Annotated in this window: 20 protein-coding genes; 9 read left to right on the plus strand and 11 right to left on the minus strand. The window is 74.1% G+C overall.

The genetic code is table 11. The features are described 5' to 3' along the window. Window positions 1–115: 115 nt before the first annotated feature. Window positions 116–1,162: a LacI family DNA-binding transcriptional regulator gene (locus tag ACZ4WQ_RS32620; RefSeq protein WP_398373574.1), complete on the minus strand. Its 1,047-nt coding sequence runs from the start codon at window positions 1,160–1,162 to the stop codon at window positions 116–118. A 107-nt stretch (window positions 1,163–1,269) separates the two neighbouring features. After that, window positions 1,270–2,457: a hypothetical protein gene (locus ACZ4WQ_RS32625; RefSeq protein WP_398373575.1), complete on the minus strand. Its 1,188-nt coding sequence runs from the start codon at window positions 2,455–2,457 to the stop codon at window positions 1,270–1,272. 211 nt (window positions 2,458–2,668) lie between these two features. Between ACZ4WQ_RS32625 and ACZ4WQ_RS32630 the strand changes: the two genes are divergently transcribed. The 5 genes from ACZ4WQ_RS32630 (at window position 2,669) to ACZ4WQ_RS32650 (ending at window position 9,964) form a co-directional block, all read left to right on the plus strand. Continuing rightward, window positions 2,669–3,535 carry an Fpg/Nei family DNA glycosylase gene (locus tag ACZ4WQ_RS32630; RefSeq protein ID WP_398373576.1) on the plus strand — a complete coding sequence of 289 codons (867 nt, stop codon included), beginning with the start codon at window positions 2,669–2,671 and terminating at the stop codon, window positions 3,533–3,535. A gap of 820 nt (window positions 3,536–4,355) precedes the next feature. Then, complete coding sequence (locus ACZ4WQ_RS32635) at window positions 4,356–5,570, plus strand: FAD-dependent monooxygenase (protein ID WP_311729046.1); 1,215 nt, start codon at window positions 4,356–4,358, stop codon at window positions 5,568–5,570. A gap of 129 nt (window positions 5,571–5,699) precedes the next feature. Further along, the gene (locus tag ACZ4WQ_RS32640) at window positions 5,700–7,025 is read left to right on the plus strand and encodes an NAD(P)/FAD-dependent oxidoreductase (protein WP_398373577.1); all 1,326 of its coding nucleotides are present in this window, start codon (window positions 5,700–5,702) and stop codon (window positions 7,023–7,025) included. Window positions 7,026–7,044: 19 nt separating this feature from the next. Continuing rightward, window positions 7,045–8,892, plus strand: coding sequence for a transketolase (locus tag ACZ4WQ_RS32645; protein WP_361185433.1), 1,848 nt, complete (start codon window positions 7,045–7,047; stop codon window positions 8,890–8,892). A 37-nt stretch (window positions 8,893–8,929) separates the two neighbouring features. Continuing rightward, window positions 8,930–9,964 (plus strand): NAD-dependent epimerase/dehydratase family protein, encoded by a 1,035-nt coding sequence (locus tag ACZ4WQ_RS32650; RefSeq protein WP_385347453.1) that lies wholly within the window; start codon window positions 8,930–8,932, stop codon window positions 9,962–9,964. 10 nt (window positions 9,965–9,974) lie between these two features. Here the strand turns inward: ACZ4WQ_RS32650 and ACZ4WQ_RS32655 are convergent, their stop codons facing one another. Next, on the minus strand, window positions 9,975–10,856 hold the full coding sequence (locus tag ACZ4WQ_RS32655) for a hypothetical protein (protein ID WP_385347451.1): 882 nt from the start codon (window positions 10,854–10,856) through the stop codon (window positions 9,975–9,977). After that, a complete protein-coding gene (locus ACZ4WQ_RS32660) occupies window positions 10,841–12,844 on the minus strand; it encodes a toxin C-terminal domain-containing protein (RefSeq protein ID WP_398373578.1) in 2,004 nt (667 codons plus the stop codon). The genes ACZ4WQ_RS32655 and ACZ4WQ_RS32660 overlap by 16 nt, the downstream gene beginning before the upstream one ends. Window positions 12,845–13,065: 221 nt before the next feature. Between ACZ4WQ_RS32660 and ACZ4WQ_RS32665 the strand changes: the two genes are divergently transcribed. Further along, complete coding sequence (locus ACZ4WQ_RS32665; protein WP_361185439.1) at window positions 13,066–13,284, plus strand: dodecin; 219 nt, start codon at window positions 13,066–13,068, stop codon at window positions 13,282–13,284. Between the two features lie 56 nt (window positions 13,285–13,340). Here ACZ4WQ_RS32665 and ACZ4WQ_RS32670 read toward each other — a convergent pair whose 3' ends face one another. After that, the gene (locus tag ACZ4WQ_RS32670) at window positions 13,341–13,802 is read right to left on the minus strand and encodes a universal stress protein (RefSeq protein WP_398373579.1); all 462 of its coding nucleotides are present in this window, start codon (window positions 13,800–13,802) and stop codon (window positions 13,341–13,343) included. Between the two features lie 105 nt (window positions 13,803–13,907). Here ACZ4WQ_RS32670 and ACZ4WQ_RS32675 point away from each other — a divergent pair, with 105 nt between their 5' ends. Continuing rightward, window positions 13,908–14,759 carry a metallophosphoesterase family protein gene (locus ACZ4WQ_RS32675; protein WP_385347446.1) on the plus strand — a complete coding sequence of 284 codons (852 nt, stop codon included), beginning with the start codon at window positions 13,908–13,910 and terminating at the stop codon, window positions 14,757–14,759. Window positions 14,760–14,824: 65 nt separating this feature from the next. Then, the gene (locus ACZ4WQ_RS32680; RefSeq protein WP_385347444.1) at window positions 14,825–16,114 is read left to right on the plus strand and encodes a cytochrome P450; all 1,290 of its coding nucleotides are present in this window, start codon (window positions 14,825–14,827) and stop codon (window positions 16,112–16,114) included. On the opposite strand, the gene ACZ4WQ_RS32685 is transcribed toward ACZ4WQ_RS32680, so the two are convergent. The 3 genes from ACZ4WQ_RS32685 to ACZ4WQ_RS32695 form a co-directional block, all read right to left on the minus strand. Beyond that, entirely contained in the window at window positions 16,092–16,847 is a 756-nt protein-coding gene (locus ACZ4WQ_RS32685; RefSeq protein WP_311729056.1) for a bestrophin-like domain, read from the minus strand. The genes ACZ4WQ_RS32680 and ACZ4WQ_RS32685 overlap by 23 nt on opposite strands. Window positions 16,848–16,879: 32 nt before the next feature. After that, on the minus strand, window positions 16,880–17,566 hold the full coding sequence (locus tag ACZ4WQ_RS32690) for a hypothetical protein (protein WP_398373580.1): 687 nt from the start codon (window positions 17,564–17,566) through the stop codon (window positions 16,880–16,882). Between the two features lie 105 nt (window positions 17,567–17,671). Then, a complete protein-coding gene (locus ACZ4WQ_RS32695) occupies window positions 17,672–19,318 on the minus strand; it encodes an acyl-CoA dehydrogenase family protein (RefSeq protein ID WP_468022633.1) in 1,647 nt (548 codons plus the stop codon). A gap of 87 nt (window positions 19,319–19,405) precedes the next feature. Between ACZ4WQ_RS32695 and ACZ4WQ_RS32700 the strand changes: the two genes are divergently transcribed. Further along, the gene (locus ACZ4WQ_RS32700; RefSeq protein ID WP_398373582.1) at window positions 19,406–20,218 is read left to right on the plus strand and encodes a PaaX family transcriptional regulator C-terminal domain-containing protein; all 813 of its coding nucleotides are present in this window, start codon (window positions 19,406–19,408) and stop codon (window positions 20,216–20,218) included. Here ACZ4WQ_RS32700 and ACZ4WQ_RS32705 read toward each other — a convergent pair. The 3 genes from ACZ4WQ_RS32705 to ACZ4WQ_RS32715 all read right to left on the minus strand — a co-directional run bounded on the left by ACZ4WQ_RS32705 (window position 20,203) and on the right by ACZ4WQ_RS32715 (window position 26,081). Continuing rightward, window positions 20,203–23,742: a BTAD domain-containing putative transcriptional regulator gene (locus tag ACZ4WQ_RS32705; protein ID WP_398373583.1), complete on the minus strand. Its 3,540-nt coding sequence runs from the start codon at window positions 23,740–23,742 to the stop codon at window positions 20,203–20,205. The two genes, ACZ4WQ_RS32700 and ACZ4WQ_RS32705, sit on opposite strands and share 16 nt — an antisense overlap. A 184-nt stretch (window positions 23,743–23,926) precedes the next feature. After that, on the minus strand, window positions 23,927–24,931 hold the full coding sequence (locus tag ACZ4WQ_RS32710) for a LacI family DNA-binding transcriptional regulator (protein WP_311728769.1): 1,005 nt from the start codon (window positions 24,929–24,931) through the stop codon (window positions 23,927–23,929). Between the two features lie 145 nt (window positions 24,932–25,076). Next, window positions 25,077–26,081, minus strand: a complete 1,005-nt coding sequence (locus ACZ4WQ_RS32715; RefSeq protein ID WP_468022634.1) for an acyl-CoA dehydrogenase family protein — start codon at window positions 26,079–26,081, stop codon at window positions 25,077–25,079. Window positions 26,082–26,124: the final 43 nt, after the last annotated feature.

Here is a 26,124-nt window from a genome sequence, read left to right on the forward strand (position 1 = left end):
TGGGCGTCCGGCTATCCGTACCACCTGGGCCCGAGGGGCGCGGCCCGGCGGGCCCCGGGGCGGGCGTAGTTCATCCGGTCGGCGCGCGCCCGTCGCCGGTCCGCGCTTAACCGGTTCAGGGGCGCCGTGGCGGGGCGGTGCTGCCGCGCGGGGTGAGGGCCGGGGTGGGCGACTGATGGGTGCCGGGCGCCGCGTCGTCGAGCACATCGAACAGCCGGCGGGCGACCTCGGCCCCGAAGCCGAAGACGTCGTGGCTCATCGCCGACAGCGTGGGGCGGGTGAGCTGGCACAGCTGGGAGTCGTCCCAGGCCAGCAGCGAGACGTCCGCGGGCACCGAGAGACCCATCTCGGCGGTCACCGACAGCCCGGCCACCGCCATGATGTCGTTGTCGTAGATGACCGCGGTCGGCCGGTCGGCCGAGGCCAGCAGCGCCCGCGTGGCGCGCGCCCCCTCCTCCCCCGAGAAGTCGGTGGCGACCGTGCGCCCGTCGGCCAGGCCCAACTCCCGCACCGCGGCCTCGAAGGCGGCGGTGCGGATCACGCTGTGCCCGAGCGAGGCCGGGCCGCTCACCCGGGCGATCCGCCGGTGGCCCAGCGCCGCCAGATAGCGCACCGCCTCGACGACGGCGCTGCCGTCGTCCGTCCATACGCAGGTGAACCCGCCGGCCAGGGAGGGGTGTCCGGCCGCGACGGCGGGCAGCCCGAGCCGGTGCAGCGCGGGGACGCGCGGATCCTCGTCGTGGAGGTCCACCAGGATCGACCCGCCGATCTGGCGCCCCCGCCACCACGCCTCCTGGACCTCGATCTCCTCCCGGACGTCCCGCACCAGCCGCAGCAGCAGCGAGCAGTGCCGCTCGACGAGCACGCTCTCGATGCCCGAGACGAACTCCATGAACCACGGCTCGAGCCCCAGCATCCGGGCCGGCCGGGCGATGGCCAGGCCCACGGTGTCCACCCGCGCGTTGGACAGCGACCGGGCGGAGAGATGGGGTGCCCAGCCCAGCTCCCGGGCGGCCTCGAAGATCCGGGCCCGGGTGGCCTGGGAGACCCCGGGGCGGTCGTTGAAGGCCAGCGACACCGCGCCCTTGGAGACCCCGGCCCGCGCGGCCACGTCCTTGATGGTGACGCGCCGCGGTGGGCCCGCCGTGACCTCGCTGTCCATGCACCGACTCCCGCTGCTCGGCTGCCGCTCGCGACGAACGCCACACCTTACCGCGTCGGTAAACCGGTCAAGGTGGATTTTCGCGGGGCCTCGCTCAGGACTTCCGCTCAGGACCCGCCGCCCCGGTACACCGGCGGAAGGGGCAGCCGGTGCCAGGGCACGCAGCGGTCGACCAGGCCGAAGGCCGCGCGCACCGGGAGCGACAGCACGGCGTCGCGGCGCGGCGTCGCGGTGGGGAAGCGCGGCCCCGGCCGCTGGGCGCCGCTCGCCTCGTACGCGGCCCTGCGGGCGCGGTTGAGGTTGCCCAGCGGACGGAACTCCTCCGTGGTGTGCCAGGGGTTGAAGGCGAGCCGCTCCACCCGGTGCGCCGCCGAGCATGCCTCGGCCCCCTCCAGGTCCTGGCGCGGCACGGTCAGCACGGCCACCGGGACGACGGGCGCGTCGCTCTCCTGCCACTCCACCGAGCCGTCCTCGACCGGGGTGCGGCGCTCGTCCAGATACCGCTGCACACACAGCTCGAAGCAGACGTCGCCGGTGGACAGGCGCTGCGTCAGCTCCCGGTGGAGATAGCCGGGATCGCCGCGGTCCGGCGGCGGGGCGGGCGTGGAGCCGGGGGCGGGGCGCAGCCGGTAGCGGACCGGCCCCGCGTCGCCCCACAGGATCGCGCCACAGCTCCAGAAGGTCTCGCGGGCCAGCGAGCCGACCATGTGCCGGGTGGCGGTGTGCACATGGCGGCGCATCCGGGCGGCGGTGGACCAGCCGACGGCCAGCGGCAGCTTCACCAGCAGCCCGAAGACCCGCTCGGCGGCGCTGCCCGCGTCCCCCATGGCCTTGGCGAAGGCGACGTACTCGCGCGCGTCCGCGGCGTACGAGACCGGGAAGCTGGTGGTCAGCAGATCGTGCGTCCCCCCGGGCCCGGCCTGCACCCGCACGGCCATCCCGCGCAGATCCGGCGCGGCGTCCGGCCGCTCGGCGCCGCTCGCGTCGGCCAGCCGCACCGCGGCCGGATACTCGGCGCCCGGCTGTGCGTAGCCGACCCGCAGCGCCTCGGGGAGGTCGTCGTGGAAGCGGATCCGGGCGTTGTCCACACCGAGCGCCGGTTTGGCGTGGACGGTGCGCAGAAGGTGCGCGGGGCCACCGTGCTGGTTCCCCCGCCGCACGCCCGCCAGCTCGCGCGCCAGCTTGTCGAAGACCAGCCGCTCCGCCTCCGGGCTGCCGCCCTGGTACTGCTCGTAATGGAACGGAAACCGTGCGTGACGCAGTGCGGGCCGCTCATGCTGTGCGGTGTCGATCATGGGGGGAGCCTCCGTGCGGAACGGGAGAGCCGCGGTACGGCGGGAAGCGGGGCGGCACGGGCGTGCCGAGCCGGTGCGCGGCGCCCGGTCCGGCTCTGCGGTCAGCGTAGGGGCGGGCCGTCGGACCCGCAGCTCAGCACGGCTGGAGGGGTGACCGGAGGGGCCGGCCCGCCCGGCGGCGGGCGGCCGGCCGCTGCGGCACACTGGTCCCATGCCGGAACTGCCCGAGGTGGAGGCCCTGGCCCGGATCCTGGCCGAGCGTGCCGTCGGCCGGCAGATCGCCCGCGTCCACCCCGCCGCGGTCAGCGTCCTCAAGACGTACGACCCGCCGCTGACCGATCTCGAAGGGCGCACCGTCACAGCCGTCCGCCGCCACGGCAAGTTCCTCGACCTGGCCACTGACGGCCCGCATCTGGTCTTCCATCTCGCCAGGGCGGGCTGGCTGCGCTGGCGGGACGGCCTTCCGGAGGCGCCGCCCCGCCCCGGCAAGGGCCCGCTGGCGCTGCGGCTGCGCCTGGCCGGCCCGGAGGGCGCGGGCTTCGACCTGACCGAGGTGGGCACCCGCAAGGCGCTGTCCGTCTACTGCGTGCGCGACCCCCAGGAGGTGGAGGGCATCGCCCGGCTGGGGCCGGACCCGCTGGCGGAGTCCATGACCCCGGAGGTGTTCGCGGGGCTGCTGCGCGGGGTGCGCCACCGGATCAAGGGCGTGCTGCGCGACCAGAGCGTCATCGCCGGGATCGGCAACGCCTACTCCGACGAGATCCTGCACGCCGCCCGGATGTCGCCCTACCGGATGGCCGGGGACCTGACCGAGGAGGAGGTCACCCGGCTGTACGAGGCGATGGGCACCACGCTGCGCGACGCCGTCGAGCGCTCCCTGGGGTCGGCGGCGCGCGATCTGAAGGCGGAGAAGCGCAGCGGCATGCGGGTGCACGGCCGCACCGGCCAGCCGTGCCCGGTGTGCGGCGACATGGTGCGCGAGGTGTCCTTCGCGGACTCCTCCCTCCAGTACTGCCCCACCTGCCAGACCGGCGGGAAGCCGCTCGCCGACCGGCGGCTGTCCCGGCTGCTCAAGTAGCGCGGCTGTGCAAACAGCGCCCGCCTCAGGGGCGCGTCGCGGTCTTGTCGTCGCCCAGGAAACGGAACCGCCTCCCTTGGCTCCCTTGACGGTCACCGGCCCGATCCGCGAGGTGCCCCAGATCTGGTCGTCCGCGGTCTCCTGTCCCCGCCGCCCCCACGGGGCGCCCGAGGACAACAGCGAAATGATCCGCTCGTCCTGGTTCAGCCGCTGCTCCGGGCAGGGGGCACCGCCCAGCGGTAGCCGGGGGAGCACCACCTCCTCCAGCGTGGTCGCCATCTCCTGGTCCGCGCTGTCGGTGTCGGCGTGCACCGACACCACCGTCATCACCCGCACCGGCCCCTTGGCGGGGCTCTTGGCCGGCAGCACGCTGCGCTGCGACAGACTGGCCAGCACCCCCGGTGGCAGCTTCTCGCGCTGCCACACACACGTCTCGTCCAGCACCGCCCAGGTGTCCGGACCGCTCTCGAAGGGGCGCTGCCGACGCCTTCGGAGCGACGCTCCCCGACGGCGGCACCCCCAAGTCCGAAGGCGTTCCGCGGTCCTTGGGGCCCGCCCCGTCGGCCCCTGACGAACAGCCGCCGAGCAGGGCGCCGGCCGACACGGCGACCAGGCCCCCGCGAAGCACCTTGCGCCATCGCACAGTTGCCCCCTCCCCCCACATTTGACCGTTGATGACACCTTAGGATGCCGCCGTTCCACGCGGGACCCGGCGAAGACATCGGCCGGGGACTGGACGGTCGTCGGCCGACCCTGATAGCGGTGTGCCGAGAGACACCCGCACCACCCTCTGTCCCCCCACTCCACTCCACGGAGCACCATGACCAATGCCCTGATCATCGGTGGCGGAATCGCCGGAACCGTGACCGCGATCGCCCTGCGCAAGGCCGGGATCAACGCGGCCGTGTACGAGGCGTACCCCACCGAGGCCACCGACACGGGTGCGTTCCTGCTCGTCTCCGCCAACGGGATGGAGGCGCTGCGCACCATCGGCGCACACCGGCCGGTGCTGGACAACTCCTTCCCGGCAGGCCGCTCAGACTTCATCAGCAACACGGGCAAACGGCTCGGCGGGCGGCCCATGGCCGGCTCCGAGGAGGGCGCCCTCGGCGCCCGTACGATCAAACGCGCCACCCTGGGGCGGGTGTTGCGCGAGGAGGCGGAGCGCCGAGGTGTCCGCGTCCAGCACGGCAAGCGCCTGCTGGCCGCCCAGACCGGCCCCGACGGGCGCGTGGTGGCGTCCTTCGCGGACGGCGGGCGGGCGCAGGGGGACCTGCTCGTCGGCGCCGACGGAATCCACTCCCTCATCCGCAGGACCATCGAAGCCGCGGCGCCCCGGCCGCGCTTCACCGGCCAGCACACGGTGTGCGGCTACGCCCGGGACGCCGCGTCGCCCCCGGACCCCGACACCTACGCCATGATCTACGGCAAGCGCGCCTTCTTCGGCTGCACCACGGCCCCCGACGGCGAGGTCTGGTGGTTCGCCAACACCCCCGGCACCGAGCTGTCCAAGGACGAACTCGCGGCGACCACCCCGGAGCAGTGGCGCGAGCAGCTCGCCGCTCTGTTCGCGGAGGACAACACCCCCGCGGCCGACATCATCCGGGCGAGCGGCGAGTCCATCGTCGCCACCAACGCCTATGACATCGCCTCGACGCCCACCTGGTCCGACGAGACGATGGTCCTGGTGGGCGACGCGGTGCACGCCTGTGCGCCGAACGCCGCCCAGGGCGCGTCCCTGGCCATCGAGGACGGCGTCGTGCTCGCCAAGTGCCTGCGCGACCTGCGCAGCCCCCGGCCGGCCTTCGCCGCGTACGAGAGGCTGCGCCGCGAGCGGGTGGAGCGGGCGGTGGCGACCAGCGCGGGCCTGGTCCGCCGCACCGCGCCCGGGCCCGTCGGCCGGGCCCTGCGGGACGCGATGCTGCCGCGCAAGCTCGACCGGGCGGGCACCGACGGCGCCACGGACTGGCTGACCGGTTACCGCATCGACTGGGACGAGCCCGTCCCCGGAGAGGTGGCGCGAGCCCGTCGCTGACGGGACGGCCGGAGCGAGCGCGGCGGCCCGGCCTCGGGAATTCACTCCTGAGGCCGGGCCCGGCGTTTGGGGACGGGACCCGGGGGCACTTGGTGCGTTCCGTGAGATCCGTACGCACGGGAGCCCCGAGTGAACCGAGTCCGCATCGTGATCGTCGGCGCGGGATTCGCCGGCTACCAGGCGGCCCGTACGCTCTCCCGCACCCTGCGGGACGAGGCGGAGATCGTCCTGGTCAACCCCAACGACTACTTCCTGTATCTGCCACTGCTGCCGGACGTGGCGGCCGGGGTGCTCGAACCCCGCCGGGTCTCGGTCTCCCTCACCCAGACCCTGCCCCGGGTCCGCCTGGTGCTCGGCGAGGTCGGCTCCGTCGACTTCGCCGAGCGGCGGGTCGGCTGGACGGACCCGGAGGGCCGGTCCGCCGGGACGGACTACGACCGGCTGATCCTGTCCGTCGGCAGCGTCAACAAGCTGCTGCCGATCCCCGGCGTGGCCGAGCACGCGCACGGCTTCCGGGGCATGCCCGAGGCGCTCTACCTCCGCGACCACATGATCCGCCAGATCGAGCTGGCCGGCGCCGCCGACGACCCCGCGGAACGGGCCGCCCGGTGCACCTTCGTGGTGGTCGGCGCGGGGTACACGGGCACGGAGGTGGCCGCCCACGGCGTGCTGCTCACCGACGCGCTCGCCCGCCACAACGCGGGGCTGCGCGACGCGCCGCGGCCGCGCTGGCTGCTGGTGGACATCGCCGACCGGGTGCTGCCCGAGCTCGACCGGAGGCTGTCCGACACCGCGCACCGGGTGCTGTCCAGGCGCGGGGTGGACATCCGTACGGGCACCTCGGTCAAGGAGGCCACCGCGGACGGCGTGCTGCTCGACACCGGTGAGTTCGTGGCCACCCGGTCGCTGATCTGGTGCGTGGGCGTCCGGCCCGACCCGCTGGTGGACGACATCGGTCAGCCGACCGCCCAGGGACGGCTGTGCGTCGACCAGTATCTGGCCGTGCCCGGCCACCCCGAGGTGCTGGCCTGCGGGGACGCGGCGGCGGTGCCCGATCTGACCCGCCCGGGCCGGTACACGCCGATGACCGCGCAGCACGCCCAGCGGCAGGGCAGGGTGGCGGGCCGCAATGTCGCCGCCTCACTGGGGCACGGCTCGCGGCGCCCCTACAAACACCACGACCTCGGGTTCACCGTCGACCTCGGCGGGGTACAGGCCGCCGCGAACCCGCTGCGTGTGCCGCTGTCCGGGCCGCTCGCGAGCCTGGTCACCCACGGCTACCACCTCATGGCGATGCCCGGCAACCGCGTCCGGGTCGCCGCCGACTGGCTGATCGACACGGCGCTGCCGCCCCAGGGCGTACAGCTGGGCCTGGTGCCCTCCTGGGCGGTGCCGCTGGACACCGAGGCGCCCGAGCGGCCCCGGCTGCCCCGCAGGGCCCCGGCCGACCGCTGACGGACCCGGAAGGAGTGCTATGCAAGACCACCTGCTCAGCGAGCTCGGGCAGCAGCTCCGGGTGGACTCGGTGCGGGCCGCGGCGGCCGCCGGGTCCGGACATCCGACCTCGTCGATGTCGGCCGCGGACCTGATGGCCGTCCTGCTGGCCAACCACCTGCGCTACGACTTCGAGCAGCCCCGCCACCCCGGCAACGACCACCTGGTCTTCTCCAAGGGGCACGCGTCACCGCTGCTCTACTCCATGTTCAAGGCCGCCGGGGCGATCAGCGACGAGGAACTCCTCACCTTCCGCAAGCTCGGCAGCCTGCTGGAGGGACACCCCACGCCGCGGCTGCCGTGGGTGGACGTGGCCACCGGCTCGCTGGGGCAGGGGCTGCCCGTCGGCGTCGGGCTGGCGCTCGCCCATAAACGCCTGGAGAGGCCGGACGGGGCCAACAGCCGCGTATGGGTGCTGTGCGGGGACAGCGAGCTGGCCGAGGGGTCGGTGTGGGAGGCCTTCGAGCACGGCTGCTACGAACACCTCGACAACCTCACCGCCATCATCGACGTGAACCGGCTCGGCCAGCACGGGCCCACCCGCCACGAGTGGGACCTGGGCGCCTACGCGCGCCGTATGCACGCCTTCGGCTGGCACACCATCGAGATCGACGGCCATGACGTCGCCGCCGTCGACCGGGCCTACGGCGAGGCGGCGTCCACGGTCGGCCGGCCCACGGCGATCATCGCCCACACCGTCAAGGGCCGGGGCGTGGCCTCGGTGGAGAACCGGGAGGGCATGCACGGCAAGCCGCTGCCGAACCCCGAGGAGGCGGTCGCCGAGCTCGGCGGCGTACGGGAGATGGCCGTGCCGGTGCTCGGCCCGCCCGCGGTGAGCGCCGGGCCGCCGCCCGGTGACGGGCATCTGAGCCTGCCGCGGTTCGACCCCGGCGAGCGGGTCGCCACACGGGACGCGTTCGGGCAGGCGCTGGCCGCCCTCGGCACGGCCCGCGGCGATGTGGTCGTGCTCGACGGCGAGGTGGGCGACTCCACGCGCACCGAGTTCTTCGCCAAGGAGCACCCCGAGCGGTTCTTCGAGTGCTACATCGCCGAACAGCAACTGGTGGCCGCCGCCGTCGGGATGCAGGCGTGCGGATGGCTCCCGTACGCGTCCACCTTCGCGGCCTTCTTCACCCGCGCCTACGATTTCGTACGGATGGCCGCCATCAGCCGGGCGGACCTCAACCTGGTCGGCTCGCACGCCGGGGTGGCCATCGGCGAGGACGGCCCCTCGCAGATGGGCCTGGAGGACCTGGCGGCCTTCCGCGCGGTGCACGGCAGCACCGTGCTGTACCCGTGCGACGCCAACCAGACCGCCCAGCTGACCGCCGCGATGGCCGAGCAGTCCGGCATCCGCTATCTGCGCACCACCCGCGGCAGGACCCCGGTCCTCTACCCGCCCTCCGAGCGCTTCCCGATCGGCGGCAGCAAGCTGGTGCGCGCCACGGACGGCGACCGGGTGACCGTCGCCGCGGCCGGGGTGACCGTGCCCGAGGCGATCGCCGCCGCGGACCGGCTCGCCGGGGAGGGCATCCCCGTCCGCGTCATCGACCTGTACTCGGTCAAGCCGGTGGACGCGCAGACCCTGCGGGCCGCCGCCGAGCTGACGGGGCGCCTGATCACCGTCGAGGACCACCACCCCGAGGGCGGGCTGGGGGACGCGGTGCTCGAGGCCTTCTGCGACGGCCGCCCGGCGCCCCGCACGGTGAGGCTCGCCGTGCGCACCATGCCGGTCTCCGCCACCCCGGAACAGCAACTGTCCGAGGCCGGGATCGACGCGGAGGCCATCGCCGCCGCCGCCCGCGAACTGGTCGGCGCGGCGACCTGACGTACAACCGCCCACTGGACTTCACGAGGAGCGGACCATGAGCAACGAGCGCGGAAAGCGTGTGGTGGTGGTCGGCGCCACCGGCAACACCGGCACCAGCGTCCTCCGGGCGCTCGGCGAGGACCCGGACGTCGCCTCCGTCGTGGGGATCGCCCGCCGCGTCCCCGCCTGGACGCCGCCGAAGGTGACCTGGGTCCGGGCCGATATCGCGGAGGAGGCGGACGACCTGGTCCGGCCCCTTCAAGGCGCCGACGCCGTGATCCACCTGGCCTGGCTCATCCAGCCCAGCCACGCGCCGGTGACCACCTGGCGGACCAACGTCCTCGGCAGTATCCGCCTCTTCGAGGCCGTCGCGGCCGCGGAGGTGCCGGTGCTGGTCCACGCGTCCTCAGTGGGGGCGTACTCGCCCGGCCCCCAGGATCGCCGGGTGGACGAGTCCTGGCCCACCCACGGCTGGCCCGAGGCCGCGTACTGCCGCGAAAAGGCGTACCTGGAGCGGGTGCTGGACGCTTACGAGGGCGAGCATCCGCAGGTGAGGGTGGTGCGGATGCGCCCCGCCTTCCTCTTCAAGGAGCAGTCAGCGGCCGAGCAGCGCCGCCTGTTCCTGGGCCCGTTCCTGCCCCGTCGGCTGGTGCGCCCCGCCCTGCTGCCGGTGGTGCCCGACATCCGCGGCCTGCTGCTTCAGGCCCTGCACACCGACGACGCGGCCGAGGCCTACCGGCTGGCGATCGGCCGGGATGTGCGCGGCGCCTTCAACCTGGCCGCCGAACCCCCGCTCGACGCGCGGGTGCTCGCCGAGATGGTGGGCGCCAGGGTGGTCCGGACGCCACGCGTCGCCGCCCGCTCGGCACTGGCCGCCGCCTGGCACCTACGCCTGCTCCCCGCCGCGCCCCAGCTGTTCGACGCCGCGCTGCGGCTGCCGCTGATGGACGCCGGCCGCGCCCGGGACGAACTGGGGTGGCAGCCGCGGCGCACCTCCGCGGAGACGATCGAGGAGTTCCTGCACGGTCTGCGCCACGACGTCGGCATGGAGACGGCACCGCTGGTGGGACACGCGGCCCCGGGCGGCTGAGGGGGTACGGCTACCCGTCCTCTTCCCTGAAATCCTCCCATCGCGCTCTGACCACTCCGTCGGAGTCCGGCACGACGGCGCGCCAGTTCTCCATGGCGGAATCCTTGAGCATGAACGTGAAGCCCTCGTCGGTGATTTCGGCGAGAGAATCCGCGCCACCCGGATAGGAACGGTAGGTCAACTCTCCTGGCGTCAATGGAGCCTTGAAGGCCGTGAAGTCGTCGTCCAGCAGATCCGCGTCGAGCCGCAATTCGGGGTCGGACACGACACACAGCAGTGAGCGAGGGCGGACGGCTTCGGCCACCTCGGCGGAGTTTTCAGAGGTCACCCGGAACCATCGGTAGCCGCACGCGCCGTGCGCCCAGCGCTCGCACAGCAGGGTCAGCTCCGCGGTAGCTGTTCGTACGGCGGCCCAGAATTCCGCATCGGCCGGCCTGTCGACGATCCGTGACCCGTCCGCGGGTTCCGGTGCCGCGGTGCGCCATTCGAGACTCACGTCGTCGCCGTGCAGGCCCGCCATCCGGCCGGCCATTTCCGGCGTCATAAGGAGATGTACGAAACCATTCCATCCCGATTCGATGCGCAGCTGATCCGTGCTGGTCAGCCGGCAGTAGGGACCGCGACCGGCCGCCATGCCCACGGCAAGGTCCACAGCCTCCCGCGGGCTGATCTCCAGCCCGTTGCGGAGCGCGGAGAGCTCGTCGGGCAGCGGCTGGCCGACGAACAACTCGCTGACCTCGAGAGTGTCGGCGCCGCTCGCCTCGATCACGGCCCCGAGCACCCCACGCAACTCCGCGGCGTAAGAACCCCAGCCTTCGGCTTCGTCAAGCGCGTCTCGCACGTTTTCGTCACGAGGGCCGGCAATCAGCTCGGTGACTACTTCGCGATCCACTTGAGGCCTCGTATCTCTCCATTGGGTCCGACATCCAAATCGTAGGTGCCGTCCCGGGCCGAGTCCTTGGTGGACTGGAAGGGATTTTTGAAGTTGGCGCCCTTGAAAATTCCTCCCTTGTGCCCGGTCCGGTCCCAGGTGATGTAGCGCGGAAGTGTTCGCCCTGGCTTCTTGTGCTCCCAGATCATGGGTCCTGCGGCGGATTTCTTGCCGGTGTTTCTGTAGCCCAGGTACTTGGCGATGTCGTCGGACCACTCACGTGTGATCGGATTGCAGTTGCTGTTACGGGGTTTGTCGGCCGTCACCCGATCACCGGGGCGGATGTCCTCGCCGGGGCGGCGGGTGCCGTCGGTGAGGAGCGCCCGGGTGCCGGTGGCGAAACTGTGCGGCCTGGCGCAGTTCGCGCTGTTCCGCTCCTGCTTCACCCGGTCCACGAGCCGCTTCACCTCGAGCGTCGCCAGCGCGCGGGCGGTGACCAGGGTGCTGGCGGTGTACGGGATGCGGTACTGGACCGGTCGGCCGCCGTTGGCCCGGGAGCGGGCCCGGGCCTCCGCCTTCTTCTGCGCCTCGATCGAGGCGAAGGTCGGGCCGGCGCCCGCGTTGGAGCAGGACAGGTTGCCCGAGACGCTGGTGCCGCTGACGGCGAAGGTGCCCTGCCGGCTCGTGCACCCGCCGGCGGACTTTCCGTCGATGGTGAAGGAGGCGTTCATGACGGCGGTGACCTTGCCGTCCGTCAGGCGGCTCCTCGCGCTGGTGGTGATCTGTCCGGTGAAGCTCTGGCCGGCGGTGCAGCCCCCGGAGCCGCACTTGACCGATCCCGAGCCGCTGAGTGTGAGGGAGATGCCGCTGTCGGTGGCCTTGTTGAGTTCCTTGGTCCGCTTCTCCAGGGTGTCGAGCATCGGGTCGACGGCGTCCCCGGTGACCGGGGCCAGGTCCATGCCCTGGGAATCACTGCCTTCGAGAGGACCGTCCGTCACCTCGGGGGAATCCTTGGCCGCGGTCAGGCTCACCCTGCCGGCAGTGCCGCTCGGTGAGGGTTCCCCCAGCCGGGACGGGGCGTAGGTCTCCAGGCGCAGCACGCGGTGCGGCTTCTTCGCGGTGACGAGCAGCCGGCCCGCGGAGGTGTCCACCGCGAGGGCCGGTGTGCCGTGCACCGTGCGGGGCGGCCGAGCCGACTTGCTCGGGGCCGGAGTGCCCTCCAAGGCGTCCAGGGCCCGGGAGAGCTGAGTCGCCAGCGCGGCCGGGGACGGCCGGTGCTCGACCACTTCCTTCGCCGAGTCGGCGCTGCTCCCGTACCCGGCGTCCCATGTGCCGGGAGCCTCCTTGCCGGGCTTGGCGTCCTTGCCGGGCGCTGGGTCCACCCGCCAGCGGGTGAAGGTCTTGCCGCCCACGTTCAGGATCTCGCGGTCGAGCGACTTCTGGCCGTGGCCCATGGTGCCGAAGCGGCTGCCGGAGGCGGTGACGGTGACGTCGCGCTTCATGGTGTCGGCTGTCGAGGATTCTTCGTACCGCAGGCCGGGGGCCAGCAGAAGATTGTCGACCGCCTGCCGGAACGGCGCCAGGTTCAGCTTTGGCACGTTCCGCTTCGCCTGCGGCTCATCCGATCCCGACTCCGAGGCGTTGTCCCAGACCAGCAGCCCGGCCACCAGCGCCAGGATCAGCGCACCGGCCCCGCCGAAGAGCAGGAAGCGCCCGCGCCGCCCCGAGGGCAGCAGCCGCCGCGCTCCGCCGTGCGGCCCCGGAGATGGCGGTGGGGGCGGCGGGGCCCAGTACGGTGCGGCCTGCGGCGGTCCGTAGGGGGAGTGCTGCGGGGGTGGTGGGTACGGCGTGCCCTGCGGGGGCGCGTACGGGGGTTCCGGCGGAGGCCCGAAGGCGCCGGGGGGCGGGCCGAACGCGCCGCCCTGTGGCGGAGGTGGACCGTACGCGCCGCCCTGTGGCGACGGGCCCTCTGGTGGCCGCTGGCCGTCCGGGCGTGCCGGCTCCGTCATGAGATCCCCCGATCCCCCGTGTGCTGTCGATACCGCCGCCGCGACGTGATCGCGTCACTCGCGCGACTCCCTGCCCCAACTGCTGATCAGAAAGCCCATGTTCGCAGCAACAGGGCCTGATGGCCAGGGACGCGACCCGTGGCCCCGCGCGTCATCGAGTCGCGGACGGGGGCGGCGTGATGCACGGTGGGAGGGGCAGCTCCACGGTGAGGGGAAGGACCATGTCCAATCACACATACCGCGTTGTCGAGGTCGTCGGTTCGTCGGGGGACGGCATCGACGCCGCCATCACGAACGGCATCGATCGGGCGTCGAAGACCCTGCGTGGGCTTGACTGGTTCGAAGTCACCGAGATTCGCGGACACATGGAACAAGGGCGGATCGCGCACTACCAGGTGGGGCTGAAGATCGGCTTCCGTATCGAGGACACCGACTCCTGACGGCCGGCGGGCACGGTCGATCGCACTGATGTGCGGCCAGCCGTCCGGCGCCCCGGTCAGGGCACCACGGTCACCGGCCAGCGCCCGGCCTTGACCAGCCGGACCGCCACCGAGCCGATGAGACGGTGCCCCGCCTGCTCGGACGCGCCCACCACCACGGCGTCGGCCTTGAGCTTGTCGGCCGCCTGCACCAGGCCGCTGTACGGGTCGCCGCGGAACGTGTGGAACTCCCAGCGCACCTCGAAGACCCCGCGCAGCCGCTCCGTGGCCTCCCGGATCTCCTGGATCAGCTCCTCGGCGACCGCCTCGGTGGTCTGGGCCACCGAGGCCCCCAGCGCGGCGCCCGCGGCCAGCACCGGCTGCACATAGACCACGGCGAGCAGGGCGTGCTGCCGCCGGGCCAGCCCGGCCGCGTACGCCGCGGCGCGCCAGGAGGATTCGGAGCCGTCCACTCCGACCACGATGACTTTCGGGCCGTCCGTGCCGCGTTCGAAGGACGCGGGGAGTTTGTCCACCACATCTGCGAGGCTAGCGCCAGGGACGGGTAGGTGATCAACCGGCCCGGGCCGCGGCGTCCACGCGCCGCGACCCACCATGACCGGCACCGTACGACAGGAGAATCGATGGGCGGAACGCACCGCGGCGAGCTTCTCGCCATCAGTGATCTGCATGTGGCCTACCAGGAGAACCGGGAGATCGTGGAGCGGCTGCGGCCGGGCTCCGACGACGACTGGCTGATCGTCGCCGGGGACGTCGGCGAGCTGTTCGCCGACATCGAGTGGGCGCTGGGGCTGCTCAGCGAGCGGTTCGCCAAGGTCATCTGGTCGCCCGGCAACCACGAGCTGTGGACGCACCCCAAGGACCCGGTGAAGGAGCGGGGCGTGCGGCGCTACCAGGCGCTGGTCGACATGTGCCGGGCGAAGGGCATCGTCACCCCCGAGGACCCCTACCCGCTGTGGGAGGGCATCGGCGGGCCGCTGACCATCGCCCCGCTGTTCCTCCTCTACGACTATTCGTTCCGACTCGAGGGCCTGGAGACCAAGGAGGCGGCCCTCGCCCATGCGCACGAGGCGGGGGTCGTGTGCACCGACGAGCACTTCCTCCACCCGGAGCCGTACGCCACCCTGGACGCGTGGTGCCGGGCCCGCGTCAAGGAGACCGAGGCGCGGCTGGCGGCCTGCGACCCCGAGCTGCGGACCGTGCTGATCAACCACTGGCCGATGACCCGGCTCCCCACCAAGGTGCTGCGCTATCCCGACTTCGCCCTGTGGTGCGGCACCGAGCTCAGCGCCGACTGGCATGTGCGGTTCCGGGCCGAGACCGTGGTCTACGGCCATCTGCACATCCCCAGGACCACGGTGGAGGACGGGGTGCGTTTCCAGGAGGTCTCCGTCGGCTACCCCAGGGAGTGGAAGCGCCACGGGCTGCTGCCGGAGGACCCGCTGCGCCGGGTGCTGCCGGTGCCGGTGTCCTGACCCGCCGGCGTCGCGTACGCGCCCGTCTTGACGGCACCGGCGGGTGGCGCCGTACGGTCACGGCTGTGAACCCTGACGCGGTGTTCCTTCCCGAGACCTACGCCGCCGGTGTCCCGTACGCGCTCTTCGCACAGGCGCGCGCCACCCGCCCCGTCTGCTGGATCGAGGAACCCGCGGTCGGGGCGTGGCCCGCGGGTTCCGGCTTCTGGGCGGTCTTCCGGCACGCCGACGTCAAACAGGTGCTGCGCACGCCGGACGTGTTCTCCTCCCATCTGGGAGCCACCCAGATCCGCGACCCGGACACGCCCGCCGACCTGGAGTTCGTCCGGGCGATGATGCTCAACCAGGACCCGCCGGACCACTCCCGGACGCGCCGGGTCGTCGCGGCGGCCTTCACCCCGCGCGCGGTGCGCGAACTCCACGCCGTCATCGAGGCACGCGCGCGGGCGCTCGTCGAGGCCGTGGCGCCGCGGGGCGGGACGGACTTCGTGGAGCTCGCGGCGGACCTGCCGGTGTGGACCCTGGCCCATGTCATGGGCGTGCCCGAGAGCGACCGGCGGCTGCTGTTCGACTGGGCGAGCCGGGTCATCGGCTACCAGGACACCGAATACGCCGCGTCGAGCACCGCCGAGGCCGCGCCGCTCAGTCCGATGGGGCGCGCCGCGCTCGCCCACCGGCCGCGGTCACTGACCCGCCCGGACGGGCGGCCGATGAACCCGCGCTCCCGCGAGGCCCTCGCGGACATGTTCGCCTACGCCCACGCCCTGGCCGAACGGCCCCGGCCCGGCACCGTGATGGCGCAGCTGCGGGAGGGCGGCCTGAGCCGGGAGGAGTTCGAGAACATGTTCTTCCTCTTCGCCGTGGCCGGGAACGAAACCCTGCGCAACGGCATCCCCGGCGGGCTGCTGACCCTGCTGGACCACCCCGAGAGCCATGAACTCCTGCTGGCCCGCCCGGAGCTGACCGACTCCGCCGTGGAGGAGATGCTGCGCTTCTGGCCGCCCGTCATCGACTTCCGCCGCACCGCGACCCGCGAGGTGGAGCTGGGCGGGCAGCGCATCCGGCGCGGCGACAAGGTCGTCGTCTACCACGCCTCCGCCAACCGCGACGAGACGGTCTTCGCCGACCCCGACCGCTTCGACATCACCCGCAGTCCCAACGACCACGTCAGCTTCGGCCACGGCCCGCACTTCTGCCTGGGCGCGCACCTCGCCCGGCTCCAGATGCGGGCGATGCTGCGCAACGTCCTGACCCGCCTGCCCGGACTGCGCCGGGCAGGCGAGCCGGTGCGGCTCACCTCCAACTTCCAGAACGGCCTCAAGCACCTTCCCGTCAGCTGGGAAACAGATCCTTGAACGGCTCGGCCGTGTCCCCGACCGACCGGCCGAAGGGCGCGTCGAAGTCCCAGACCAGGAAGAGCAGAAAGACGATCAGCGCGCTGAACATCGCCGCCATCGCCAGCTCGCGCGGCGTACGGCGGATCTGAAGCGTGAACAGCAGCCCGATCACCAGCGCCGCGCCGACGAGCAGCCCCAGCCAGACCATCCTGGGCATCGTCGGCCCGGCGTTCGCCGCCCGCGCCTGGCGGGCGGCGTCCACCGCGGCGACCTGGTCCACCAGCGGCTGGTAGATGTGCCACTCCCGCTCGGTGCGCGGCGTGTAGTCGGTGACATCGCGCCGCAGCTCCGCCAGCAGCACGGCGCCGCGGTCGGTGAGCTCGCCCTTGTCGATCATCACCCGCCACTCCTTGGACGCCACATGGTCCGCGTACGCCTTGGCGTCCGCGCGGATGCGGTCGCGCACCGCCGCGGGGTAGCCGCTCGCGCGCTCGCTCACCTCGTGCAGCGCCTGGGCCTCGGTGCGCACCCCGTCCTGCGCGGCGCCTCTCGCCTCCCAGACCCCGGCGATGGCCAGGCCCAGCACGATGGCGTAGACCACGCCGATCATCATGATCATGTACTCGATGACATCGGGGGTCCCGGAGGGGTCGTCGTCCTCGGCGACCCGCCGCTGGTTGAGCAGGGTGACGGCCACGACGAGCGAGCAGACCCCCGCCGTCACGAGAGTCAGAATCAGCCATTCGGGCATGGGCAACCTCCGTCAGGTCGTCGGCGTCGGCGTCAGCCGCGCCGCCCGCCGCCGCGCGACGCGGAGCGCGAGCGAGAGCGGGGGCGCAGGGTGGCGGCCGCGAGCACCGCGGGCGCGGTGATCAGCAGGGTGAAGGTGACCAACGAGATGCCGCCGCCCTGCTGCCGGGGCGCGGGCGGGCGGTACGCGCGCAGCTCCGCGCTGTGAGGGGGCCCGGTCGGCGCCGGAGAGCTGGGCGTCGCCGTCCTGGGCGGCTTCTTGGGGGCCGGCCGGGACGGTGACGGGCGCGCGGGGCGCTCGGGGAGCGGCGCGGCCGAGGACGGCGCCGCCGGCTTCCCGGGCGGGGTGGGCGCCGGGGTGTGGGTGGGGCGGTGCGTCGGCGTGGGCGCGGTCGTCTGCGTGGGGGTGGGCGTCGGCGTCTGGGGCGGCGTCGACGTCTGCGTCGGGGTGGGGGTCGGCGTGGGGGTGTCCGTGGGTGTGGGCGTCGGGGTCTTGGTGGGGGTGGGGGTCGGCGTCGGACACCACCACCCCGGCCAGATCAGGTCAACACCCGGAATGCGCACCTTGACCTCGAGATGGAGCCCCACCCGCGGGCCGTCGGCCGGGTCGTCGGCCCCGTCGGCCCCGTCCGCCCCGGCTACCGGGCCCGCCCAGATCGAGGCGAGCACCAGGGCCGTGGCGAGAATCCCTGAACGCCATGTGCGTTGCCATCGGTTCACGACGCAGATCTTCGGCTGATCGGGCCCGTTGCAGCCGTATGCCCGCATAGATTCCCTCGAATAGGTGAATCACGCGGAAAACACCCTCTTGGGCGGCGACCGCTCTCAGCGCGCGTCCTTGAGCCGCGCCCGGTCCAGGATGGGGCCGGTGTCCACCCCGGGCGGCAGGGTGCCGAAGGCGTGCCCCCAGTCCCCGTCGAGCCGCGAGGCGCAGAAGGCGTCCGCCACCGCCGGGTGGCTGTGCCGCACCAGCAGGCTGCCCTGGAGGACCAGCGTCATCTGCTCGGCGAGGCGGCGGGCGAGCAGCTGGGCCCGCTGCGGGTCGGCGAGCTGCGGCAGCAGGCCGCGGAGGCGGGCGACGGCCGCGTCCAGCCGCGCGTCGGCCCCGGCGGCGGCGTCCACCTCGGCCAGGAAGGCCTCCAGCGCGCCCGTCTCCCGGCCCAGCGCGCGCAGCACGTCGAGGGCCGCGACATTGCCCGAGCCCTCCCAGATCGACAGCAGCGGCGCCTCCCGGTACAGCCGTGGCATGCCGGAGTCCTCCACATAGCCGTTGCCGCCCAGGCACTCCAGGGCCTCGGCCGCGTGTGCGGCGCCGCGCTTGCACACCCAGTACTTGCTCACCGCCAGCCCCAGCCGGCGCAGCGCCGCCTCCGTCTCGTCCCCGGCCTGAGCCCGGTCCAGGGCCGCCGCCAGCCGCATCGCCACCGTGGTGGCGGCCTCCGACTCGACGGCCAGGTCGGCCAGCACATTGCGCATCAGCGGCTGGTCGATCAGCTCCGCGCCGAACGCCCGCCGGTGCTCGGTGTGGTGCAGCGCCTGCCGGAGCCCGGCCCGCATGCCGGCGGCCGAGCCGATCACACAGTCCAGCCGGGTCACGTTGACCATCTCGACGATGGTGCGCACCCCGCGGCCCGGCTCGCCGACCCGCCAGGCCACCGCGCCGTCGTACTCGACCTCGGAGGAGGCGTTGGAGCGGTTGCCGAGCTTGTTCTTGAGCCGCTGAAGACGCATCTCGTTGCGCGTCCCGTCGGGCAGCACGCGCGGCACCAGGAAGCAGGTCAGGCCCTCGTCGGCCTGGGCGAGGGTGAGGAAGACGTCGCTCATCGGCGCGGAGGTGAACCACTTGTGACCGGTCAGCAGATAGCTGCCGTCGGCCTGGGGCAGGGCCCGGGTGGTGTTGGCGCGCACGTCCGAGCCGCCCTGCTTCTCCGTCATCGACATCCCGGCGATCAGCCCCCGCTTGCCCAGCGGCGGGCGCAGCCCGAAGTCGTAGACGCGGGAGGCAAGCAGCGGCTCGTACGCGGCCGCGAGCTCCGGCTCGGCGCGCAGCGCCGGGACCGCGGCGTACGTCATGGAGACGGGGCAGCCGTGGCCCGGCTCGGCCTGCGCGAAGACATAGAACTTGGCCGCGCGCGCCAGATGGGCCCCGGGGCGGCTGTCGCCCCAGGCGGCGGCGTGCTGCCCGCTGTCCACGGCGGCGGCCATCAGCCGGTGGTACGCGGGGTGGTACTCGACCTCGTCGACGCGGTGGCCGTACCGGTCGTGGGTGTGCAGCACCGGAGGGTGCTCCTCGGCCATCCGCGCCCAGTCCTGCACCTCGGCGGACCCGGCCAGCGCGCCCAGCTCCCGCACCTCCGGCTCGCCCCAGGCCGCTCCGTCCCGCCGCAGGGCCTCCAGCAGCGCGGGGTCGTCGGCCGTGCTGAAGCCGGTCAGCGGCGGAGCCTGGTTGAGGACTTCATGCGTGGCACCCATGGCGTCTCCTCGTGCGCGGCGGCCTTGCTCTCTTACACTTCCATCATGCGCGACAAAGAACTGTAATGGATAGGGTTCCGAGCACATATGGACGACACCCGTGGCACCCGCGAACCCCCTGATACCCGTGACAGGTCCGTACCTGGCGCCACCGATGCGGACGGCGCCCCCGGGGCCCTCGCGCTGCGCCCGCTGACCGCCCGCTCGGTCGTGCTCAGCACCCTGCTCGGCCACCACCCGCCGCAGCTGCCCGCCCGCGCCCTGGTCCGTGTCGGCGCGCTGTTCGGCACCGCGGAGGGGACCATCCGGGTCGCGCTCACCCGCATGGTCGCCGCCGGCGACCTGGAGCAGCGCGGCGGTGCCTACCGGCTCACCGACCGCCTCCTGGCCCGCCAGGCCCGGCAGGACGACAGCCGAGCCCCCCGCACCCGGAGCTGGGACGGCGGCTGGGAGATCGCGGTCGTCACCACCGACCGCCGCGCCGCGCCCGAGCGGGCCGCGCTGCGCCAGGCCATGGCCGCCCTGCGCCTGGCCGAGCTGCGCGAGGGCACCTGGCTGCGCCCCGCCAACCTCGTACGGCCGCGCCCGTCCGTCGCCGCCGAGCAGTGCGCCTGGCTGACCGGCGAGCCCGAGGGCGACCCGGCCCGGCTCGCGGCCCGGCTGTGGAACCTGGACGGCTGGGCCGCGCGGGCCCGGCTGCTGGCGGCAGCCCTGGACGGGGCGGACGGCCCGGCCGAGCGGTTCACCGTCGCGGCCGCGTCCCTCCGCCATCTGCTCACCGACCCCGTGCTGCCCGCCCGGCTGCTGCCCCCCGACTGGCCGGGCGCCGGCCTGCGCCACCGCTACGACGCCTTCGAGCGCGACTTCCAGGCCCTGCTGCCCCGCTACGCGGGGGACTGACCTCGGGGCGCGTGCGGTCCGACCTGCGCGGCGGTCCGGCGGTACGCGTCGTCGGCCAGGCCGAACAGCGCGGACGCCCCGCAGGCGCTCGACAGCTCCTTGGCCCGCCCGTACTCGGAGAGCGCCTCGTCGCGGCGGGCGAGCGCGGCCAGCGCCGTACCGGCCGTGACGCGGGCCTCGGCCTCGTACAGCGGCATCCGGGCCGCGCCGAACGACGCGGCGGCCTCGAGGGCGGCCCGGGCGGCCCCCGCGTCGTCGCCGGCCAGCCGCACCTGGGCCTCGGCCAGCAGCGCGAAGCCGCGCTCTCCGGCCGGGCCGTCGGGGGCCACGACGGCGGCCGCGCGGCGGGCCCACCGCTCGGCGGCCGGCACGTCGCCGCGCGCCAGCTCCGCGGTGGTCAGCACCCGGAACCACAGCGGGCGCGCGGGGGACTCGAACCTGAGCAGCTCCGGGCCGTCGCCCGCCTCGGTCACCGAGCGGACGCAACCGTCCGGATCGCCGCCGGCCAGCAGCGCCCGGCCGAGCATCCCGGTGATCGCGGCCCGGTTGAAGCCCGGTTCGGTTTCGTCCTGCGACAGCGACTCCTCGCAGATCTTCAGTGCCCCCGCGAAGTCGCCCCGCCACAGCGAGACCGCGGCGCCGACCACGTCGGCCAGGGAGCGGGGCTCCCGGCTGCCGGTGAGGGCCGCCGCGTCCAGCGCGTCCTCGGCGTCGGCCGCTGCCGCGTGCAGCCGGCCGAGGTCCAGCAGCACATAGGCCCGGGCCGCGAACAGGTCGGCGAGCAGGGCGGTCCTGCCGGTGCCGCGGGACAGCTCCAGGCCCCGGTCCAGGTGGCGCAGCGCGGACGTGTGGCGCCCGCGGAACATCTCCGTCCAGCCGATTACGGCCAGGATGTGCACATGCTCGGCCAGCTGGTGGTCACCGGTGTCGTCGATGGCCGCGAGCGCCTCGGCGAGGTGGTGGTCGGCCCGCGCGGTGTCCCCGGCCGCCGTGTGGGCGAGGGCGAGCATCCCGCGGGCCGTGGTGACCCGGATCGGCGCGCCGTCCTCCGCCAGCGTGCGCAGCGCGCGCTCGCCCCAGTCGACGGCCGTGGTGATGTCGGCGGTGCGCAGCGCCACGGCGGCGACGCCCAGCTCCAGGCCCGCCGTGACCCGGCGGGAGCGGCCGTCGGCGTTCCGCAACTCGCGCGTCAGCAGCGAGATCGCCTGCTGGTACCGGCCGAGCTGCCATTCCACCGTGGCCCGGGACCCGGCCACCTGGGCGGACAGATCGCGGGCCTCGGCGGGCAGCAGGGACGCGGCCGTGCGCAGGATGTCCCGGCTCTCCCGCAGATGGCCCGCCACGCTCAGCGCGTCGGCCTGCTTCAGCAGCCACTCCGGACGCGGCCGGTCGGGGCGCTCACCGAGCAGCCGCAGGGCGTTGCCGATCCACCCGGCGGCGGTCAGCGGGGCGACCGCGAGGATGTCGTCGGCCGCCTCGACGAGGACCTCCGCCGCCTGTACGTCGCCCACGCGGGCCGACTGCTGCACATGCGGTGCCCGCGCGGCCAGGGGCGCGCCGCGCGAGGCCAGCCCGCGCGCGGCCCGGGCGTGGGCCTCGATCCGCCAGCCGACGCCCGCGCCGTGGTAGACGGCGGCGCGCACCAGCGGATGGCGGAAGGCGAACCGCCGCGGGACGCCCCCCTGCCGTATCAGATCCCGCTCGGCGAGCTCGTCCACGGCCGCCAGGACATGCGCCTCGTCGGCCTCGGCGACGATCGCCACCAGGTCGGTCTCGAAGGAGTCCCCGAGCACGGCGGCCGCCTGCGCGGACATCCGCGCCCCGGCCGACACCCCCTCCAGCTCCTCCAGCAGCGTGGCGCTCAGGGACCGCTCCGGCTCCTCGGCGACGGCCGGGGCCGCCCCCGGGCCCGCCGCCACCCGCTCCCGCCTCCTGGCCAGAGCCTCCAGATAGAACGGGTTGCCGCCGCTGGCCTCGTACAGCTCCCGCTGACGGCGGCGGTTCATCTCCGGGCCGCACAGCTCTGCGGCCTCCGCCGCGGACAGCGGCCCCAGCCGGATCCCGGCCACCCGGTCGAGCACCCCGGCCCTGGCCAGCGCCGCGGGCAGCCGGGGCGGGGCCTGCCGGGGCCGGTAGGCGAGCGCCAGCAGCAGCCGCGTTCTGGGCGGGTGCCGTAACAGATGGCCGATCAACTCGACCGAGTCCTCGTCGGCCCAGTGCAGATCGTCCAGGGCGAGCACCAGCCCGGCCTCGGAACTCAAGCCCTCGAGCGAGGCCCGCACGGCCCGGTGGAACCCGTGCCGCTCGGTCACCTGTGCGCCGGCCGCCGCCGGTTCCGCTCCGGCCGGGCGCAGTGGGGCGCGGGCCGCGAACACCGCGCCGAGCGGGCCGGGCGCGTCGGGCGCCGGTGCGCCGTACGGTGTCCCGGACGCGTCCGCCGCGGCCCAGTGGTCCTCCAGCGCGTCCAGGATCACCCCGTACGGCGCCTGGGTGAACTCGGCGCCGCGCCCGGCCAGCACCGTGAACCCCCGCCGCCGCGCGCGCTCGCCGAACTCGCCCAGCAGCCGTGTCTTGCCGATGCCCGGTTCACCGACGATCTCCACCACGCGCGGCACATCGGCCCCGGTGTCCTCGAGCGCCCGGTCGATGACGGCCAACTCCGCCGCGCGGCCCACCAGTCGGCCTCCCGGGCGAGGGCCCGGCGCCGCGGGAGCGGGCACCTCGGGGACGGTAACTTCGGGGACGGGCGCCGGACCGTGTGGCCCGGCGGGGTCGGCCAGCCCCGGATCGGCGGCCAGGATGCGCTGGTGCAGCGTGCGCAGCGCGGGGCCCGGGTCACAGCCGAGCTCCTCCACCAGCCGCTGCCGGGTGCGCTGGTAGTGGTCGAGCGCCTCCGCCGGGCGGCCGCACCGGTACAGCGCGAGCATGAACTGGCCGGCCACCCGCTCGTCCAGCGGATGCGCGGCGGCCCGGGCGGACACCGCGGCCACCAGCTCGGAGTGGCGGCCGAGGCGCAACCGGACGTCGTCGAGGTCGAGTTCGGCCGCGAGCCGCTCCCGGCCGAGGGTGAGCCGGAGGGTGTTGATCCACGGTGTGTCCAGCCCGGCGAAGGCATCGCCCCGCCAGAGCGCGAGCGCCTGCCCGAACCGGACGGCCGTGTGGTCGTCCTGCTCGCAGGCGCGGGCCCGGGTGACCAGATCGCGGAAGCGGTGCAGATCCACCGCCGTCGCCGCGACGCCGATCAGATAGCCGCCGGACCCCCGCACGATCTCCACGCCCTCGGCGCTCTTGTCCTCGGCCGCGGTCAGGATCTGCCGCAGCCGGGAGAGATAGCCGTAGAGGGTGTCCCGCGCCCGGCGCGGAGGACGCTCGGCCCAGACGCGGTCGATGAGCTGCTCGACCGTGACCGGCCGGCCGACGTCGACCAGCAGAGCCGCCAGCACACAGCGCTGCCGGGCATGACCCAGATCGAGGGGCCGCCCCTCGGCGTACGCCTCGACGCTGCCCAGCAGACCGAACTCCACAGCCGTCCCTCCGACGGTCCCACGTCTCGGCCGACCAGCCGATTCTAGCTTTATTGCAGGTTCTCCGAGGGTGCGCCGCGCACGACGGTGTCCCTCGCGCGAGCCGCGCCGGGGTCCGAAAGCGGCATGAATACGGAGGACTTGGCGAATGCCGTACGGCCGAGCCGCCGATACGGCCGCCGTCTCAGGCCGTCTCGCGGAGGACCAGCTCGGTCGGCAGCACGAGTGATGGTTCGATCTGCTCGCCGGAGGCCAGGCGCAGCAGCTGGTGGGCCAGCTGCCGGCCGATCTGCGTGATGGGCTGGCGGACCGTGGTCAGCGGCGGCTCGGTGTAGCGGGCGGTCTCGATGTCGTCGAAGCCGACCAGGGCGACATCGTCCGGGACCCGGCGGCCGGCCTGCCGCAGCGCCCGCAGCACGCCCACCGCCATCAGGTCGGAGGCCACGAACACGGCGTCGAGGCCGGGGTCTTCGCGCAGCAGCTCGCGCATCGCGACCACCCCCGACTCCTGGGTGAAGTCGCCGAAGGCGACGGCCCCGGACAGCCGCGCCTCGGCCAGCGCCGCCCGGTAGCCGGCCAGCCGGTCGATCCCGGCGACCATGTCCTGCGGGCCCGCGACGGTGGCGATCCTGGTGCGCCCGGAGCGCGCCAGATGGCGCACGGCGGCGGCCGCGCCCCCGGCGTTGTCGACGCCCACGTACGGCAGGGACACCGGGCCGAGCAGCCGCTCGTTGGAGACCACCGGGATGCCCATGCGGGCGAGGCCGACGGGCAGCGGGTCGGCTCCGTGCACGGAGGCGACCATCACCCCGTCGACATGGCGCCCCAGGGCGAACCGCTCGATGCGCTCCCGGCCGGCGGAGGAGCGGGCCATCATCAGCACCAGCTGCTTGTCGGCCTCCTCCAGCCGCTGGCTCACCCCGCGCACGACGCCGGGGAAGAACTGGTCGTCGGAGAACACCCGGCCCGGCTCCTCGGGCAGCACGAGGGCGAAGGAGTCGGTGCGCTGTGTGACCAGGCTGCGGGCGGCCTGGTTGGGGACGTATCCCAGCTCACGGATGGCGCGTTGCACCGCCTCGCGGGCGTCCTCGCCGACCCGGGTGGAGCCGTTGACGACACGGGACACCGTGGCGCGCGAGACGCCCGCGTGCAGCGCCACGCTCTCCAATGTGGGCCGGGTCCGGTGCATGGGGACATACCTCGTTCTTCGTCGAGCCGCTGATCCGTGGGGGCGGCTCGTCACAGCATGGATCACCCGGCGCGGCGGACGGCACCCTTCGGCCGAAGTGGCACCGGCTGACCGCTCCCGGCGGGGCCCGCCCGGGATGGACTGCTCACGTCGCCAGGACGCGGGCGCGGCAGACGGAGGGGGAGCCCCAGGCGGTGCGCAGCGCGCGGGCCTTGCGGATCCACAGGGACAGGTCGTACTCGTCCGTGTAGCCGATCGCGCCGTGCAGCTGGAGCGCCGTCCTGGCCGCCGTGTACGCGGCCTCCCCCGCGGCCACCTTGGCGGCCGCGACCGCCGCCCCGGCGGCCCGGTCGGCGCCGTCGGCCAGCGCCAGCGCGGCCCCGAACAGCAGCGGCCGGGCGAACTCCAGGGCGATCAGGACATCCGCGAGCCGGTGCTTGACCGCCTGGAACGAGCCGATCTCGCGCCCGAACTGGGTGCGCTGTTTGACGTATGCGACGGTTCGCTCCAGCAGCGCCAGCCCGGTGCCGAGCGCCTGCGCGGCCGTCGCGAAGGTGGCCCAGTCCGCGGCGCGCGCGGCCGCCGCCGCGACGGCCGGGCCGCTCGCGAGCACCTCGCCGCCGCCCAGCGGCCCGGCCAGCCGCCTGGCCGGGTCCAGCGAGGGCTGCACCGGCCCGTGCCCCGAGCCCGTCCGCAGCCGTTCGCCCTCGACGACGAACACCGCGTCGGCGGCGTCCGCGTCCAGCGCGTACGGACCGCCCGCGGGGGTGGCGACGGTGACCACCGCATGCCCGGCCGCGATCCGCGGCAGCCAGTGCTTCGCCGCCGCGATCGCGTCGCCGCGCTCCGCGAGCGCGGCGAGCAGGACGGCCGCGGCGGCCGTCTCGACCAGCGGCCCCGGCACCGCGTGGCGGCCCGCCTCGACATACGCGACGGCGAGCTCCACCGGCAGCGGTCCCGCGCCCTCGTAGGCCTCCGGGACGGCCAGCGCGAACACCCCCGCCTCGCCCAGCCGCCCCCACACCGCCCGGCCCGGCCCCCGCTCCCCTCGCGCCCAGGCCCGCAACGCCTCCGCCGTCCCGGCGGCGGAGAGCATCCGGTCCAGGGTGCGGCCGAACTCCGTCTGTTCCTGGTCCAGCAGGAATCTCATCCGCACCGCCCCTTCCACGCTCGTGACGGCAGGGGACCGCGCC

The organism is Streptomyces sp. NPDC028305 (assembly GCF_055569495.1).